Here is a 15,549-nt window from a genome sequence, read left to right as displayed (position 1 = left end):
GGCCGGGGCTCTGGTGAGCCCCGGCCTTTCGTTGCTACAGCGGACTTGTTTGCACGCGCACGTCGTCGTACCAGATGTACGAGTTGCGCGTCGGTGCGAACGTCTGCCGGTCACCGCCGAAGAACGACGAGAAGTAGGCGAAGTTGATCTGGTCGGCGTTGCGGACGAACTGCAGGCCCGTGCGGGTGCCCGCCGGAACGCCGTTCACCCACGCCTGCACCTCGCCGTTGGCGTTCGCCGTGCTGCCGCTGACGGTGTTGACGCGGACCCGCATCTTCAGCTCGATCCACTGCCCGCGCGGGAACGCGTAGCCGCTGCCGTTCGGGCTGAGCTGGAAGGAATCGCCGAACTTCCCCGTCTTGCCCATGTGGTAGAAGTACAGGATCGCCTTGCCGTCGCGGCCCCACGCGAACCGGACCGTGAAGCCGTTGTAACCGTCACAGCCCTGCCCACCCGAGCAGCGCTTGCCGCCCGCGAGGCCGAGCCCGACCTTGCCTCCGAACTCCGTGCCGCCCCAGCTGAAGTCGGGGGAGAACCGGACGTGCTGGCGCAGCCAGTACTCCCGAGCCTTGGGCACGGCCAGATCAGCCGACGCGCCGGACAGTTCGGGACTGATCTTGCCTGCCGGGTAGAACACCCGCAGCGACTTCGCCCCGGACTTCTTCTGCGCCGTGTCGATCATCGTGCGGCTGCCCATGCCCACGTCGAACGTGGACGCGAACCCGTCCTTCGCCCACTCCGCCCTGGTGTAAGCGCTCCCACTGCCAGGTCGTTCGAACGTGTTGGTGAGAGTAGCGGCGTGCGCCGCGGGGGCCGTCTGCACGCCGATGAGCGCGCAGACGGCCAGCGATAACAAGGAAGTTCTCCTCATCGAGTCTCCTCACAGGGATTTCGCAAATGGTATGGACCATTGCTGCGATCCAGTATTCGCGCGCTCTCCGTGGGTGGTCAATGGAATGAATTTCCTTGTGTGCGCAGGAATTATCGCTTTTGCAGCTCGCGGATCATCTGCGCGATCTCGTCCGGGGCTTCCTCGGCCATGAAGTGTCCATAGGGGACGGTGCGGTGGTCGAGATCCTGCGTCCAGGCGCTCCAGCGGGCCTTCGCGTCGAAGCCGAGTGCCGTGCCCCAGTCCTGCTGCAGCACGGTGACCGGCATGGTGAGGCGGTTCCGGGCGTCCTTGTCCTTGCTGTCGTGCTCGACGTCGATCGTGGCCGACGCCCGGTAGTCCGCGACGATCGACGTGACGGCCTCGCGACTCGCCCTCAGGTACTCGTCTCGGATGTCGGCGGGGAACGGTGTCGCGCCCCACGCGTCGAGGAAGTGCCCGAAGAACGCGTCGGGGCTCGCTCCGATGAGCTGTTCGGGCAGGCCGGGCGGTTGCGCCATGAGGAACAGGTGGAAGCCGACGGCGGCGGACGTGCCGTGCATGACGTCCCACATGTCCAACGTGGGCAGCACGTCGAGCGACGCCAGGTGCGTGATCTTGTCGGCGTGGTCGAGCGCGGCGCGGAACGCCACCAACGCGCCCCGGTCGTGCCCGACCAACGCGAACCTGTCGTGCCCGAGCGCCTTCGCGACGTCGACGACGTCCTGCGCCATCGCCCGCTTGCCGTAGGTCTCGCCGGTGTCCTGAGGCTTGTCGCTGTCGCCGTACCCGCGCAGGTCGGGCATGATCACCGTGTGGTCGGCGGCCAGTCCGGCGGCGACGTGCCGCCACATGAGGTGGGTCTGCGGGAAGCCGTGCAACAGCACGACGGGCGTCCCGCTGCCGGTTGTGGCCACGTTCAGCTCAATGCCTGCGGAGACCTGAACGCGCTGGTAGTCGAATGCGGTGTGGTTCACGCCGCCACTGTGCGCGGGGCCGATCAGCAACGGATCAGTGAACGGTGAGGTTCGGCGTCCTGGGCCCGCTGACCGCCGGTTCCGCCCGCCTCGGCGGCCCGAAACAACGAGCGGTCCTGGCCCGCCTCCTGGTGGCCCGCCGCCGCGTGGTCCCCGTCGAGGTGCTGGTGTCCGATCTCTGGGACGACCCGCCGTCCGGCGCCGTCGGCACCGTGCAGACTTTCGTGGGCGCGTTGCGCAAGGCGCTGGAGCCGGACCGTCCACCCCGGACTCCGTCTTCTTTGCTGATCACGTCAGGCGCCGGATACGCGTTGCTGGCGTCGGACGTCGACGCCTGGGAGTTCGAATCGCTGCTCGACGGCGACCTGTCCGCCTTGGACCGTGCGCTTTCCTTGTGGCGCGGCCCGGCCTACGCCGAGTTCGACTTCCCGTGGGCACGAGCCGAAATCGCCCGCCTGACCGAACTGCGTCTGCTGGCCGTCGAACGCCGCGCCTCCGCTCTGATGGACCTGGGCCGCTCCGCCGGTGTCGTAGCCGACCTGCGCGCCCACCTGGCCGACCACCCGTGGCGCGAAAAGGCCTGGAGCCTCCTGGCCCTCGCCCTCTACCGAGAGGGCCGCCAAGGCGACGCCCTGGACGCCGTGCGAGAGGCACGTGCGGTGCTCGTCGAGAACCTGGGCGTCGACCCAGGCCCGGAACTCCGTTCGGTGGAAGCCGACATTCTCGCCCACTCGCCCCGTCTCGCGTTGCCGTCGCCGCTGGCAGGCCGCACGGCAGAGCTGGCAACCCTGTTCTCGGCCGTGCCAGCCGCAGGCCTCGGCCTGGTCTTGGTGACAGGCGAAGCCGGCGTGGGCAAGACGGCCCTGGCCGAGGCGTTCGCCACCCGTCTCGGCTGGAAGTTCGTCTGGGCACGCTGCCCCGAGGACGCTCCCGTGGCCTGGCCGTGGCAACAGGTGGTGGAGGCGCTGGGTTCTCGCCTGGCCGCTGCCGACCGCTTCCACCTGCGACGATCCGTGGTGTCTTTGGTGGAGTCAGCCGCTCCGTTGCTGGTTGTCCTGGACGACCTGCACCAGGCCGACGACGAAACCCTGGCCGTACTCGCCGCCTTCACCACCGCCCGCCTCTCCGGCAGAGTCCTGATCGTCGCCACCTCCCGGTCACCGCTGCCTCTGGAAGCCCTGGCCCGAGCCGAACCGGTGCGCGTCGACCTGCACGGCCTGGACTCGGACACCATCGCCACCCTGATCAACCCGATCGCGCCGACCGCCGACCCGCGGGCCGTCTGCGAACGCAGCGGCGGCAACCCCTTCTACGCCAAGGAACTGGCCCGCCTCTACGCCGCCGAGGGAACCCTCGGCGTGCCGGCGGGCGTCCGCGAGGTGATCCGCCACCGCCTGGCCGCACTCCCCGCGCAGGCCTCGACCGTGCTGCGGCAGGCATCGGTGCTGGGCCGAGACATCGACGTGGACCTGCTGGCCGCCGTAGCCGGCGCGGACGTGCTGGACGCTCTCGACCTGGCCCTGGCAGCGGGCTTCGTGGTGGAGGAGTCACCCGGTAGGGCTCGCTTCACGCACGCTCTGGTGCGCGACACGGTGTACGAGGACCTGTCGCTGACCCGGCGGGCCCGCTGGCACGCATCCGCGGCGGCAGCGTTGGAGTCGTCGCGGCCGGACGAGGTGTCGCTGCTCGCCCACCACTACCTGCTGGCGGGGGCTCGGGGAGAGGCGGCGGTGCGGGCGCTGGCCGGGGCCGCCTCGGTGACGCACTCGCCTCGGGAGGCGGTGGGGTTGTGGAGGACGGCGATCGCGGCAGCGGGGGAGGAGCGGCTCGGCCTGGTGACCGGGCTGGTGCGGGCGCTGGCGGTGAGCGGGGATCTGGAGGCGGCGCGGACGCAGAGGTCAGCCGCACTACAACTGGCCATGACCCGCACCACCACACCGACCGTCACGCGCACACCCACCGCTTCCACCGCTACTGCCGACGCGTCCGCCACCTCCACGTCCACACCCGCTGCCACCACGGACACGTGCGACGCCGCCACGTCCACACCCGGCGTCAGCACGCCTGCGTCCGTGCCAGCCGCCGTGCCCACCCCCGCCGACACCGCCACCCCCGCCGACACCAGCGCCCTCGCCACCCCCGCCGACCCGAGTGCGGTGGCCGAGGTCATCGGCTCGTTCGACGTGCCCGGCATCTGGACCACCAACGACGACCCCGCCCACTCCGCCGAACTCGTCGCCGCCGCCCTGGCCACCCTGCCCGCCTTCCCAGAGCCGACCGCCACCCGCGCCCGCCTGCTGGCCACCATCGCCATGGAGGAGCGCGGCACCGGACGGCGGCTGGCCGAAGCGACCGAGGCTGAAGCGATCGCGCGCACCCTGGACGACCCGGCGCTGTTGGCGTTCGCGCTCAACGCCCGCTTCATGCACACGTTTCACCGCACCGGCCTGGCGCGGGAACGTGCTGCCATCGGGCGCGAACTGGTGGCGGTGGCGGCGGGGCGGCTGACCACCCACGAGGTGCTCGGCCACCTGATTCTTGTGCAGGCGAGCTGTGCGTTGGGTGACTTGGCGACCGCCGGCGTGCATGCGCGGGCAGCCGACGAACTGGCTGAGCGCAACGACTTGCCGCTGGTGGGGGTGTTCACCGAGTGGTTCGCGGGGCTGAAGCTCGCGGCGGGCGGGGACAAAGTTGGTGCCGAGCGGGCTTATCGGGCGGCTGCCGGGCGTGTCACCGGTACCGGGATGTGGGGGATGGAGCGCGGGCTGTTGCCGTTGGCGCTGCTCAGTTTGCACGGGCCCGAGGCGGTGGACCTCAGTGACGACTGGGGGCCGCATCGTGTGTGGGTCGAGCCGTTGGTGTTGCCGGTGGGCGAGGCGTTGGTGGCGGTGAGGGCGTTGCCGGACGGGCCGGCTGACCTGTTGGCCGAGGTGCGTGGGTGTCTGGTTGCGATGGCAGGTGCCAGGTTGCGGGACGACGGGGTGCGGGAGCGGGCGCGGCGGGTTTTGTTGCCTGCTGCTGGTGAGGTGGTGGCGGGGACCGGGCTGTTCACGTTCGGGGCGGTGGCGGACTTCCTCTAGGTGTGATGTCCGGGGAGGTTGGTCAGCCTGGTGATGGGCGGCTGGCCTGCGAGGGCGGAGTGAGCTCGGTGGTGATTGTAGAAGTGGATCCAGTCGGGCAGGGCGGCTCGTCGTTCGGTTTCTGACTGGTAGTGGCGTGCGTAGGCCCAGCCGTCGGCCAGGGTGCGGTGGAAGCGTTCGACTTTGCCGTTGGTCTGTGGCCGATAGGGACGTGTGCGTTTCGGGGTGATGCCGAGCTCGGTGCAGGCGTCGCGCCAGGCAAAGGAGCGGTAGGCGGAGCCGTTGTCGGACAGGACTCGTTCGACGACGACTCCGTGTTCGCGGAACCAGGCCACGGCTCGGCGCAGGACGGCGGTCGCGGTGTCGCCGCGTTCGTCGGCGTGGATCTCGGCGTAGGCGACGCGGGAGTGGTCGTCGACGACGGTGTGCAGGAAGGCTTTGCCGGTCAAGGGTTTGTAGTCCTTGCCTTTGGGCAGTCCGGGCGTGGCTCGTTTGTTGCGGTCGCCTTGTTGCCTGCCGACGAAGCGGTGGCCGCCGCCGTCGGGGATGTTGCCGAACTTGGTGACGTCGACGTGGATCAGCGAGCCTGGATGCGGGTGTTCGTAGCGGCGCAGGGGTTCGCCGGTGACGCGGTCGATGCGGGACAGGCGGTTGATCCGGCAGCGGGTCAGCACGGCGTGCACGGTCGAGGCGGCCAGTCCCAGCCGGCCGGCGATCTGGACCGGCCCAAGCCGGTGCCGCCAGCGCAGGACCACGATCTGCCGCACGACCGGCTCGGATGTCCGGTTCGGGCTGTGATGTGGTCGTGAGCTGCGGTCGAGCATCCCTGCCTGGCCCTCGTCGCGGTAACGGGCGGCCCACTTGCGGGCGGTGCGCTCCGCGACCATGAACATCTTCGCCGCGGCGGCCGCGGGCCAGTTCTGTTCCACGATCAGACGCGCGAGCCGCAGCCGTGTCCGCGGAGTCAGCGTGGCGTTAGGGTGGGACACGAAGGCCTCCGGTGTGTGAAGCGGTTCCTAGACAGCTCCACTTCACCTCCAGAGGCCTTCACCTGTCTTCACGACAGGCCATCACGTCCAGAACAACGTCCCCGGACATCACATCTAGGCGGCCAGGGCTGGGCCCAGCAGTAGGCCGCCGTCCAGGACGAACTCGGCTCCTGTGGCGAAGGTTCCGTCGGTGGAGGCCAGGTGCAGGAGCAGGGCGGTGACCTCTTCCGGGGTGCCCAGGCGGGGGACTGCGAACGGGGCTGGGGAGTAGAGGTCGGCGATGGCGGGCTGGTCGGCGATCGGTTCGGTGATCAGCGGGGTGGCGACCACGCCGGGGTGGATCGAGTTCACCCTGATGTTGTCGCGGCCCAGTTCCAGGGCGGCGGTGCGGGTCAGGCCGCGTAGCGCCCACTTGCTCGCCACGTAGGGGGCGTAGTACGCCTGGCCCACGTTGGCCATGGTCGAGGCGATGTTGATGATCGCGCCGCCGCCTGCCGCGCGCAGGGACACCGCCGCGTGTTTGATGCCCAGGAACTGGCCGGTCAGGTTCACGGCCAGGGTTTGTTCCCAGACCGACAGAGGTGTGTCCTCGATCAAGGCGGCCGGGTGTTGGGCGCCCGCGTTGTTGACGAGCACCGACAGCGGGCCTGCCTGCTCGATCGCCGCGATCCAGTCCTGTTCGGACGTCACGTCGAGGCGGACGGCAGATGCGCGGGGGCCCAGGGAGGAAGCGAACGAAGAAGCCGCGTCGAGGTTTCGGGCGGCGATCACGACCTGGGCGCCTGCCTCGTGGAAGCCCCGCACGTGGCTCGCGCCCATTCCGCTCGTTGCACCGGTGACCAGGACGGTCTGGCCGTCGAAGCGCGCCATGGTGATTCCTTTCGGGAGTGGTGAGTTGAGTGACTCACCTCGGAACCGTAGGCGGGAACGCTATGGCGAGTCAAGTGACTCACCTCATGGCACAATGAGGGTGTGCCGACCTATCACGAGCGCATGGCCGAGCAGAAGCGGACGGCCATCGTCGACGCCGCCACCACGTTGTTCCTGGAGTCCGGGTACGACAAGACGTCGCTCGCGCGCATCGCCGACGCGGCCGGGGTGTCGAAGGCGACGCTGTTCAAGCAGTTCCCGACTAAGGCGGAGCTGTTCGACGCCATCGTCACGGACTACTGGCGCACAGAGGAGGGCGCATTGACGCCCCCGGCCGGCGACCCGCGCAAGGGGCTGACCGCGCTCGGGCGGCGGTACGTGACGTTGCTGACGCGGCCGGGGATGGTCGCGTTGTTCCGCATCGTGATCGCCGAGGCGCCGCGGTTCCCCGAGCTCGGGCAGACGCAGTTCAAGCTCGGCAAGCAGCCGTTCTTCGACGCGGTGCGCGACTACCTCCGGCAGGAGCACGAGGAGGGCACGCTGGACGTCGCGGACCCGGTGCTCGCGGCGACGCAGTTCCTCGGCATGATCTCCAACTTCGCGTTCTGGCCGCGGATGCTGCTGATGAACTGGTCGCCGACCGAGAAGGCCATGTCCAACGCGGTGCACGAAGCGGTCCACACGCTGCTGGCCCGCCACGAGGTCAGAGCGGGAGCCGCCGCAACGCGGGCTTGAGCACCTTGCCCGACCCCGTGCGCGGCAACGACGACACCACCGACACGTGCACCGGGATCTTGTACTTCGCCAGGCGCGGCAACAGGAACTCGCGCAACGCCGCGACGTCGAACGAGACCCCGGAGCGCGGACGGACGAACGCGCGACCCACCTCGCCCCACCGGGCGTCCGGCACCCCGACGACCGCCACCTCGGCCACGTCGGGGTGCGCGGAGATCGCGTTCTCCACCTCGGCCGGGTAGACGTTCTCGCCACCCGAGATGAACATGTCCTTCAGGCGGTCGAGGACGTACAGGTGGCCGTCGACGAGACGCCCGAGGTCGCCGGTGCGGAACCAGCCGTCCGACGTGAACGCCGCAGCGGAAGCCGCCGGGTCGTTCCAGTAGCCCGGCGTCACGTTGGGACCCTGCACCTCGATCTCGCCGGAGTCAGCGAGCCGAAGGTCGCCGAGAAACACGCAAGGTCCGGCCGAACCGGCACGGGCCACGCTGTCCCAGGCCTCGAGGAACGTGGCGCCGGGCGCGGTCTCGGTGAGGCCATACCCCTGGCAGAACACCAGATCGCGGTCCTGGAACGACCGGATCAGCGAGTCCGGCACCGCCGCCCCGCCACACAGCAGCACGCGCAACGACGACAGGTCGCTGGAAGGCCAGAGAGCAGACGACGCCAGGTCGGCGTACATCGTGGCCACCCCGAACATCCACGTCACGCCATGACGAGAGATCAGGGAAAAGCAGTCGGCGACGGACCAGCGCGAGGTGAGCACGCTGTGCCCTCCCTTCACGAAGGAGGGCAGCAGCGTCTGGGTGAGCGCGGCGACGTGGAACAACGGCGCGGTGACCAGCACGACGTCGTCGGAACGCAGGTCCACGCCGACCATCAGGTTGAACGTGTTCCACAGCAGGTTGGCGTGCGTGAGCATCGCGCCCTTGGGCCTGCCGGTGGTGCCGGACGTGTAGAGGATCAGAGCGACGTCGTCCACCGAAACCGGCTCGTCCATCACCTCAGCGGAACCAGCGGCCAAGAACTCCTCGTACGAAGCCAAAGACACGGCGCGAGGATGCGAGACGATGTGCGACGCGGAGTGCACGAGCACGGAAGCGCCGCAGTCGGCCAGCTGGTAGTCGATCTCCGCCGGGCTCAGCCGGAAGTTCAACGGCACGAAGATCGCGCCCAGCTGGTGCGCGGCGAACATCGTCTCCACGAACGACGGGTGGTTCGGCCCGAGGTACGCGACCCGGTCGCCCGCACCCACGCCCAACGAGCGCAGGCTCCACGCCAGCCGGGTCGTGCGCAGCGCCAGCGCGCCGTACGAGGTCGAAACCCCTTCGTAGGTCAGGGCTTCACGCTTCGGCGCCATGCGTGCGCGGCGGTGTGGCCAGCTGCCCAGTCCCGCGTTCCGCATCCCCGTCTCCCGTCAGGCTGGTCCGGCTGGTCTCCCGCAACGCCACCGTGCACACGACCGTGAGCACGCAGAACCCCGCCAGGATGAACGGAATCGCTCCCACCCCCGCCGACCGCTGCACCTGCGCGAACAGCAACGGTGCGAGCCCCGCGCCCAGACCGGCGAGCTGGTAGCCGAGCGACGCTCCGGTGTAGCGGCTGCCGGTGTGGAACAGTTCGCTGTACAACGCGGCCAGCGGCCCGTACATCATCGGGTGGATCACCGCCTGGCCGAGTACCAGCGCGATCACCACGAAACCGTTGTCCACCAACGGGAACAACGCGAACCCGAACGCCGCCATCAGCACCGCGCCCGCCAGCACGACCGGCCGTCGGCCGAACCGGTCGGACGCCGCCGACCAGCCGATGATCCCGACCACCGCGAGAGCCGACGACAACGTCAGGGCGTTCAGGATCGCCTGCCTGCTCTCCCCGGCCTGCACGCCGTAGGCCAGCACGAACGTCGTCAAGGTCGACTGCGCGACGAACGCGGCGAGACCGACACCGATGCCGAGCGCGAGGGTGCGCGGGTGGTTGCGCAGGACGTCGAGCAACGGCAGCGAGCCGCGCCGGCGTGACGCCTGGAACACCGGCGTCTCCTCGACCTTGAGGCGCACGAACAGGCCGACGCCCAGCAGCACGATGCTCAGCAGGAACGGCACCCGCCAGCCCCACTCCAGGAACGCCTGCTCGCCGACGAGTGCGGCCGTGCCGGTCAGCGCCAGCGTCGACAGCACCATGCCGGACGGCGCGCCCGCGTTGGTGAAGCTCGCCCACAGCCCGCGCCGCGACGTCGCGTGCTCGGCGGACATCAGCACCGCGCCGCCCCACTCGCCGCCGACGGAGATGCCCTGCACGACCCGCAGCAGGATCAGTCCGGCCGGCGCGAGCCAGCCCACCTGCGCGTACGTCGGCAGCAGGCCGATCAGGAAGCTCGCCACACCCATCAGGCTCATGGTCAGCACGAGCATCTTCTTGCGCCCCAGCAGGTCCCCGAAGTGTCCGAAGAGGACTCCGCCGAGCGGCCGGGCCAGGTAGCCGGTGGCGAACGTGCCGAAGCTCGCGATCGTGCCGACCAGCGGGTCCAGCGACGAGAAGAACACCTTGTTGAACACGATCGCGGAAGCGGTGGCGTAGAGCAGGAAGTCGTAGTACTCGATCACGCTGCCGAGGTAGCTCGACGCGACGGCACGGCGTAACTGCGTTGTTGGCGCCATGACTTCACACCCTCATGTGTAGTGGCGGTAGACGGCACGGGCGACGCAAGCGGGCTTCGCGGAGCCCTCGATCTCGACGGTGAAGTCGACGGTGAGCTGCACGCCGTCGCCTGCCACGTCCTCGACGGTGTCGACCCGGCCGGCCAGCCGGATCTTGGCGCCGACCGGCACGGGCGCGGGAAACCGCACCTTGTCCAGGCCGTAGTTGAGGCTCATCCGCACCCCGGAGACGTCGAGCAGTTCGGTCATCAACGGGATGAGCAGCGCCAGCGTCAGGTAGCCGTGCGCGATCGTGCCGCCGAACGGTCCGGCGGCGGCGCGTTCCGGATCGACGTGGATCCACTGGTGGTCGTCGGTGGCGGCGGCGAACGTGTCGACCCGGACCTGGTCGATCTGGAGCCAGTCGGTGTGGCCGAGGTTCTTGCCGGCCAGGGCTTTCAGCTCTGCGGTTCCCTGCACGGAGATGGTCACGCGTCCTCCTTCACGAGTCCGAGCAAGCGGGCGGCGTTGAGCTTGAGGATCTTGGGACGGACACCGTCGGAGATGTCGAGCTCGGCGAAGTCGGCGAGCCAGCGGTCCGGGGTGATCACCGGGTGGTCCGAACCGAACAACACCTTGTCCTGCAACAACGTGTTCGCGTACCGCACGAGCTGCGGCGGGAAGTACTTCGGCGACCAGCCCGACAGGTCGATGTACACGAACGGCTTGTGCGTCGCGACCGCCAAAGCCTCGTCCTGCCACGGGAACGAGGGGTGCGCGAGGACGATCCGCAGGTGCGGGAAGTCCACGGCCACGTCGTCCACCAGCATCGGGTTGGAGTGCTTGAGCCGGATGCCGCCGCCACCGGGCACCCCGGCGCCGATCCCCGTCTGTCCACTGTGGAACAGCGCGGGCACGCCGAGTTCCTCGATCACCTCGTACAGCGGGTACGCCATCCGGTCGTCCGGCGAGAAGTCCTGCAGGCTCGGGTGGAACTTGAACCCCCTCACGCCGTGCTCCTCGACCAGCCTGCGGGCCTCCCGGACGGCGGCGCGGCCCTTCCACGGGTCGACGCTCGCGAACGGGATGAGCACGTCGGCGTGCTCGGCGCAGGACGCGGCGACCTCCTCGTTGGAGATCCGGGGATGGCCGGTGGCGTGCTCCGCGTCGACCGTGAAGATCACCGCGGCCATCTTCCGAGAACGGTAGATCTCCGCCGTCTCGGCGATCGTGGGCTGCCGATGCGCGGTCTTGAAGTACTTGGCGGACGCCTCGATCAGGGCCGGAGACAGCGAACTGTGGCCGTCGCGCGAGATCTCGGCGTGCGTGTGCACGTCGATCGCGACCAGGTCGTCCACGTTCATCTTGGGAACGTTCACGGCGCCACCGGTGCCGGAATGCCGTAGGTCTCGGGCTCGAACTCCGCGAAGCTCGCGGCGATCCCGTCGGCGGTCCAGCCGCCGTCGGCGAACTGGACCTGCTTCTCGGCGGGGTGAGACCAGAGCGCGAGGCGGTCGCCACCGATGCCGATCGCCTGTCCGGTCACGCCTTTCGCGGCGTCCGAGGCCAGGTAGACGATCAGCGAGGCGACGTCCTCGACAGTGCCGAGACCCTCGTCGCGCCGCACCCAGGCGGGCAATGGCGCGCCGGTGCGTTCGGACTCCTCGATCACCGGCGCGAACGCGGGGATCGTCCTGGTCATCTCGGTCGCGGCGACCGGCACGATCGCGTTCACCGCGATGTCGGAGCGGGCGAGTTCCAACGCCCACGTCCGTGCCATGGCGGCGATTCCGGCCTTCGCGGCCGCGTAGTTGGTCTGCCCGAAGTTGCCGCGCTGACCGGCGGGGGAGGAGACCAGCACGAGACTCCCGCCGGTGCCCTGCTCGCGCATCCGGATCGCCGCCGCGCGGGCGCAGGTGAACGTGCCGCGCAGGTGCACGTCGATCACGGCGTCGAACTCGTCGTCGCTCATCTTCCACAGCACCCGGTCGCGCAGGATTCCCGCGTTCGTGACCAGCACGTCCAGCCGCCCGAACTCCTCGACGGCGGCCGCGACGAGCTGATCTGCGGTCGAGGCGGGCCCGACCGGCGCGATCACCGCCACGCCCCCGATCTGCTCGGCGAGTTCGGTGACCGACTCGTCCACGTCGTTGACCACGACGCGGGCGCCGTTGCGCGCCAACGCTTTCGCGTACGCCCGGCCCAGCCCGCGGCCGGCACCGGTGACGATCGCGACCTTTCCCGACAGCTCCATGGCACCCAAAGTAGGGCACTATCGTGACGCTCGTCTAGATGTTGCCCAACATGTATCGTGAGCAGGGTGACGCCCCAGTCCTTGATGCTCAACTTCCTGGGCCTGTACGTGTTCGGCCGCGACATCGCGGTCTACTCGGGCAGCGTGATCGACGTGTTCGCGCGCGTCGACGTCTCGGAGGAGGCGGTCCGCTCGACGCTCACCCGGATGACCTCGCGAGGCCTGCTCGCCAAGCGCCGCAACGGCCGCAAGGTCTACTTCGGACTGACGCCGCGCGCCACCGAGGTCCTGCGCGACGGCGAGCAGCGCATCTGGCAGCGCGGCGCGGTGAACCGGGACTGGGACGGCACCTGGACGCTCGTCGGGTTCTCGCTGCCGGAGGGCCGCCGCGGCGAACGGCACGACCTGCGCTCGCAGCTGCAGTGGGCGGGCTTCGGCCCGGTCCAGAACGGTCTGTGGATCGCGCCGGGCACCCGCGACGTCACCGCGCTGGTCGAGTCGCTCGCGGAGAACGTCACGGTCTTCACCGCGCAGCACGCGAAGCCGACCGAGGCCGCCGACCTGGCCCGCCGCGCGTTCGACACGGCCGCGATCGGCGCCCGCTACCAGGACTTCCTGGCCCGCTGGCACAACCCGCTCGACGCGCCGGACGACCTGGCCCGCCAACTCCTGCTGCACTGCGACTGGCTCGACCTCGTCCGCCAGGATCCGCACCTGCCCGCCGAACTGCTGGACCGCGACTGGCCTGCGATCGAGGCCGAGCAGCTGTTCCAGACCCTCGCCACCCGCTACGCCGCGACCGCCACCCCGATCGCGGAAGGGGTCGTCGAGTCGATCCCTGCTGGCTAGTCGTGCGACTCGGAACGTCGGCGAGGTAATCCACGCTCAGCAGGGCGCCTCGCGGCACCGCCCCCACGCCCCCGTACCACCAGTACGAGGACGTGGGGGCGGCACCACGATGCACCCGTCTGACCGCGAATTCCCCCGGCGACGTTCCGAGCCGCACGACTAGATCACAACGCAACCCAGGGGATAGCGCTAACGAAAAGTTAGTGCGATGCTCTCGTGCACCAGTCCAGTGGAAGGTGCACGAGATGCTCAACCGTCGTTCGCTCATCACGCAGGGCAGCACCGCCGCGTTCGGTGCGATGGCGCTGGCCGCCGTCACCGGTGGCGTCGCCGAAGCCGCGGCCCCGGCGGGTTACTCGCCGTGGACGCCCCTGCCCGACCCGGCCACCACGCCCGTGCCGAACCCGCCGTTCGCCAAGGACCTGACCAGGGAGGAACGCGAGAACCTCAGGACGTTCGACGAACTCGACTTCGACGTCTTCAGCCACGAGAAGTGGGCGCGGCTGGGGGAGAGTCACGCCCGCAACATCCGCGTGCACTGGCCCGACGGCCACTACACCGACGGCATCGACAAGCACATCGCGGACCTCAAGGCGCTCTTCGTGTGGGCGCCCGACACCCGCATCGAGTCGCACTACCTGCGGGTCGCGAACGGAGGGCTGACGGCGGTCGCGGGCGTCATGCAGGGCACGTTCACGCGGCCCATGCCGGACGGGAAGGGCGGGTTCATCGCGCCGACCGGCAAGAAGTACGCGATCAACATGGCCACCATCGGGCTGTGGAACCGGCGCGGCACGATGGACGAGGAGTTCCTCTTCTGGGACAACCAGGCCTTCTTCTCGCAGATCGGCCTCGGCTGAGTCGCAACGGAGAGGCAGGGCCGATCCGACGGGAGCCGGATCGACCCTGCCCAGGGCGAAGCTGCGGGCTCCGTTCGTCCGCGCCAGGTCGGTTCAGCGGAGCGCGCGCCCCAGCAACGTCGTGAGCTGCCGCAGCTCGTCGGCGTCGAGGTTGCCCAGCGGGGTCGTCTCCAGTGCCGCCTTCAGCACCTCGTCCCGCACCTCGCGCCCTTTGGCGGTCAGCACCAGCACGCGCGAGCGTCGATCGGCCGGGTCCACCGCGCGTTCCACCATGCCCCGGTCGACCAGCTGGTTCGTCATGAACGTGAGGTTCGGGGCGTTGCAGTAGAGGCGTTCGGCCATGACCTTCATCGACGGCGGCACCTCGAGCGGGTCGATCGCCCACAGCGCCTGGAACGTCGCCGGCGTGAGGCGGTGCTCGGCCAGCACGGGCCCGATGGCGTCGACGGTCCGCATCCAGGAGTCGTAGATCGCGGCGACCGCCGCGGAGAGGTCGGGCGCGGTCATGACCCCATCCTACTGGTATTTCGAGTCTCGAAGTATCGTGCTACGGTCGATGCTTCGAGACTCGAAACATTCGGAGGACGCAGTGACCTACCAGGGGCAGACCGCACTCGTGACCGGCGCGTCCAAGGGCCTGGGCCGGGCCTACGCGCTGGAACTGGCACGGCGCGGAGCACGCGTGATCGTCCTGGCCCGCTCCGAGGAGAGCCTGCGCACGCTGGCCGCCGAGATCCAGGGCGCCGAGGTGATCGTCGCCGACCTGACCGCGGGACCGGAGCAGGTGATGCGCGCGTTGGAGGAGCGGGGTCTGACCGTGGACCTGCTGGTCAACAACGCCGGCGCGGGCATCGCGGGCCCGTTCCTGACCCGCCCGCTGGACGCGCAGCGCAGTTCGGTGGCGCTCAACGTGGACGGCCTGCTGGCCCTGACCCACGCGATCGGCACGGGCATGGTCGCCCGGGGTTCCGGCGGCATCATCAACGTGGCGTCCACCGCGGCCTTCCAGCCGATGCCGTACCAGGCGAGCTACGCCGCGTCCAAGGCGTTCGTCCTCTCCTTCACCGAGGCGCTGGCCGAGGAACTGCGCGGCAGCGGCGTGCACGTCATGGCCGCACACCCCGGCCCGGTGGCGACGGCGTTCTTCGACGGCACGTCGGCGACGATCCACCCGATGGCCGACACCCCGGAGGACGTCGCCGTCCGCACGCTGGACGACTTCGCCCGCCGCCGCACGGCGTCGTTCCCCGGCCGTGCCGTGATGCGGTTCGTCAACCGGGCCATGACCTCGTCGTCCCGGGTGCTCCCGCGCGCCGCCGTCACGCGGATCACGGGCGTCCTCAACCGCAAGCTGGGCATGCACGAGGTCGTGGACCTGAAGTCCTAGTCGGGGTGTTCGCCCGGGACAGCGGCGGCCTGACGGGAGCC

15 protein-coding genes are annotated in these 15,549 nt (G+C 69.6%); 5 read left to right on the top strand and 10 right to left on the bottom strand.

Annotated features, from left to right (window positions below; all coding sequences use genetic code 11):
* Positions 1 to 34: 34 nt before the first annotated feature.
* Complete coding sequence (locus JNUCC0626_RS10825) at positions 35 to 871, bottom strand: polysaccharide lyase (RefSeq protein WP_394619562.1); 837 nt, start codon at positions 869 to 871, stop codon at positions 35 to 37.
* A gap of 110 nt (positions 872 to 981) precedes the next feature.
* Positions 982 to 1,845, bottom strand: coding sequence for an alpha/beta fold hydrolase (locus JNUCC0626_RS10820; protein ID WP_394619561.1), 864 nt, complete (start codon positions 1,843 to 1,845; stop codon positions 982 to 984).
* Positions 1,846 to 1,889: 44 nt separating this feature from the next.
* On the opposite strand from JNUCC0626_RS10820, the gene JNUCC0626_RS10815 reads away from it, so the two are divergent.
* Positions 1,890 to 4,925: a BTAD domain-containing putative transcriptional regulator gene (locus JNUCC0626_RS10815; protein WP_394619560.1), complete on the top strand. Its 3,036-nt coding sequence runs from the start codon at positions 1,890 to 1,892 to the stop codon at positions 4,923 to 4,925.
* Here the strand turns inward: JNUCC0626_RS10815 and JNUCC0626_RS10810 are convergent.
* Both JNUCC0626_RS10810 and JNUCC0626_RS10805 read right to left on the bottom strand, forming a co-directional pair.
* Positions 4,922 to 5,914, bottom strand: coding sequence for an IS481 family transposase (locus JNUCC0626_RS10810; RefSeq protein WP_394619559.1), 993 nt, complete (start codon positions 5,912 to 5,914; stop codon positions 4,922 to 4,924). The two genes, JNUCC0626_RS10815 and JNUCC0626_RS10810, sit on opposite strands and share 4 nt — an antisense overlap.
* A gap of 114 nt (positions 5,915 to 6,028) precedes the next feature.
* Positions 6,029 to 6,784 carry an SDR family NAD(P)-dependent oxidoreductase gene (locus tag JNUCC0626_RS10805; protein ID WP_394619558.1) on the bottom strand — a complete coding sequence of 252 codons (756 nt, stop codon included), beginning with the start codon at positions 6,782 to 6,784 and terminating at the stop codon, positions 6,029 to 6,031.
* Between the two features lie 102 nt (positions 6,785 to 6,886).
* Here JNUCC0626_RS10805 and JNUCC0626_RS10800 point away from each other — a divergent pair, with 102 nt between their 5' ends.
* Positions 6,887 to 7,519 carry a TetR/AcrR family transcriptional regulator gene (locus JNUCC0626_RS10800; protein WP_394619557.1) on the top strand — a complete coding sequence of 211 codons (633 nt, stop codon included), beginning with the start codon at positions 6,887 to 6,889 and terminating at the stop codon, positions 7,517 to 7,519.
* Here JNUCC0626_RS10800 and JNUCC0626_RS10795 read toward each other — a convergent pair.
* The 5 genes from JNUCC0626_RS10795 to JNUCC0626_RS10775 are packed head-to-tail and all read right to left on the bottom strand — an operon-like array spanning position 7,488 to position 12,412.
* A complete protein-coding gene (locus JNUCC0626_RS10795; protein ID WP_394619556.1) occupies positions 7,488 to 8,924 on the bottom strand; it encodes an acyl-CoA synthetase in 1,437 nt (478 codons plus the stop codon). The two genes, JNUCC0626_RS10800 and JNUCC0626_RS10795, sit on opposite strands and share 32 nt — an antisense overlap.
* On the bottom strand, positions 8,863 to 10,179 hold the full coding sequence (locus JNUCC0626_RS10790; protein WP_394619555.1) for an MFS transporter: 1,317 nt from the start codon (positions 10,177 to 10,179) through the stop codon (positions 8,863 to 8,865). Before JNUCC0626_RS10790 ends, JNUCC0626_RS10795 begins: the two co-directional genes overlap by 62 nt.
* 12 nt (positions 10,180 to 10,191) lie before the next feature.
* Positions 10,192 to 10,650 carry a MaoC family dehydratase gene (locus JNUCC0626_RS10785; RefSeq protein ID WP_394619554.1) on the bottom strand — a complete coding sequence of 153 codons (459 nt, stop codon included), beginning with the start codon at positions 10,648 to 10,650 and terminating at the stop codon, positions 10,192 to 10,194.
* Positions 10,647 to 11,522: an amidohydrolase family protein gene (locus tag JNUCC0626_RS10780; protein ID WP_394622011.1), complete on the bottom strand. Its 876-nt coding sequence runs from the start codon at positions 11,520 to 11,522 to the stop codon at positions 10,647 to 10,649. Before JNUCC0626_RS10780 ends, JNUCC0626_RS10785 begins: the two co-directional genes overlap by 4 nt.
* A gap of 11 nt (positions 11,523 to 11,533) precedes the next feature.
* Positions 11,534 to 12,412 carry an SDR family NAD(P)-dependent oxidoreductase gene (locus JNUCC0626_RS10775; protein ID WP_394619553.1) on the bottom strand — a complete coding sequence of 293 codons (879 nt, stop codon included), beginning with the start codon at positions 12,410 to 12,412 and terminating at the stop codon, positions 11,534 to 11,536.
* A gap of 66 nt (positions 12,413 to 12,478) precedes the next feature.
* Between JNUCC0626_RS10775 and JNUCC0626_RS10770 the strand changes: the two genes are divergently transcribed.
* A complete protein-coding gene (locus JNUCC0626_RS10770; protein WP_394619552.1) occupies positions 12,479 to 13,261 on the top strand; it encodes a PaaX family transcriptional regulator in 783 nt (260 codons plus the stop codon).
* 245 nt (positions 13,262 to 13,506) lie between these two features.
* Complete coding sequence (locus JNUCC0626_RS10765) at positions 13,507 to 14,121, top strand: ester cyclase (RefSeq protein WP_394619551.1); 615 nt, start codon at positions 13,507 to 13,509, stop codon at positions 14,119 to 14,121.
* Positions 14,122 to 14,214: 93 nt separating this feature from the next.
* Here the strand turns inward: JNUCC0626_RS10765 and JNUCC0626_RS10760 are convergent, their stop codons facing one another.
* A complete protein-coding gene (locus JNUCC0626_RS10760) occupies positions 14,215 to 14,628 on the bottom strand; it encodes a MarR family winged helix-turn-helix transcriptional regulator (RefSeq protein ID WP_394619550.1) in 414 nt (137 codons plus the stop codon).
* An 82-nt stretch (positions 14,629 to 14,710) separates the two neighbouring features.
* On the opposite strand from JNUCC0626_RS10760, the gene JNUCC0626_RS10755 reads away from it, so the two are divergent.
* On the top strand, positions 14,711 to 15,508 hold the full coding sequence (locus JNUCC0626_RS10755; RefSeq protein WP_394619549.1) for an SDR family NAD(P)-dependent oxidoreductase: 798 nt from the start codon (positions 14,711 to 14,713) through the stop codon (positions 15,506 to 15,508).
* The last annotated feature ends 41 nt before the right edge of the window (positions 15,509 to 15,549 follow it).

Origin of the sequence: Lentzea sp. JNUCC 0626 (genome assembly GCF_043632865.1) — a bacterium.
Taxonomy (GTDB): domain Bacteria; phylum Actinomycetota; class Actinomycetes; order Mycobacteriales; family Pseudonocardiaceae; genus Lentzea.
Note: the sequence above shows the minus strand (reverse complement) of the source record. Positions and strands in the feature narration are given on the sequence as shown.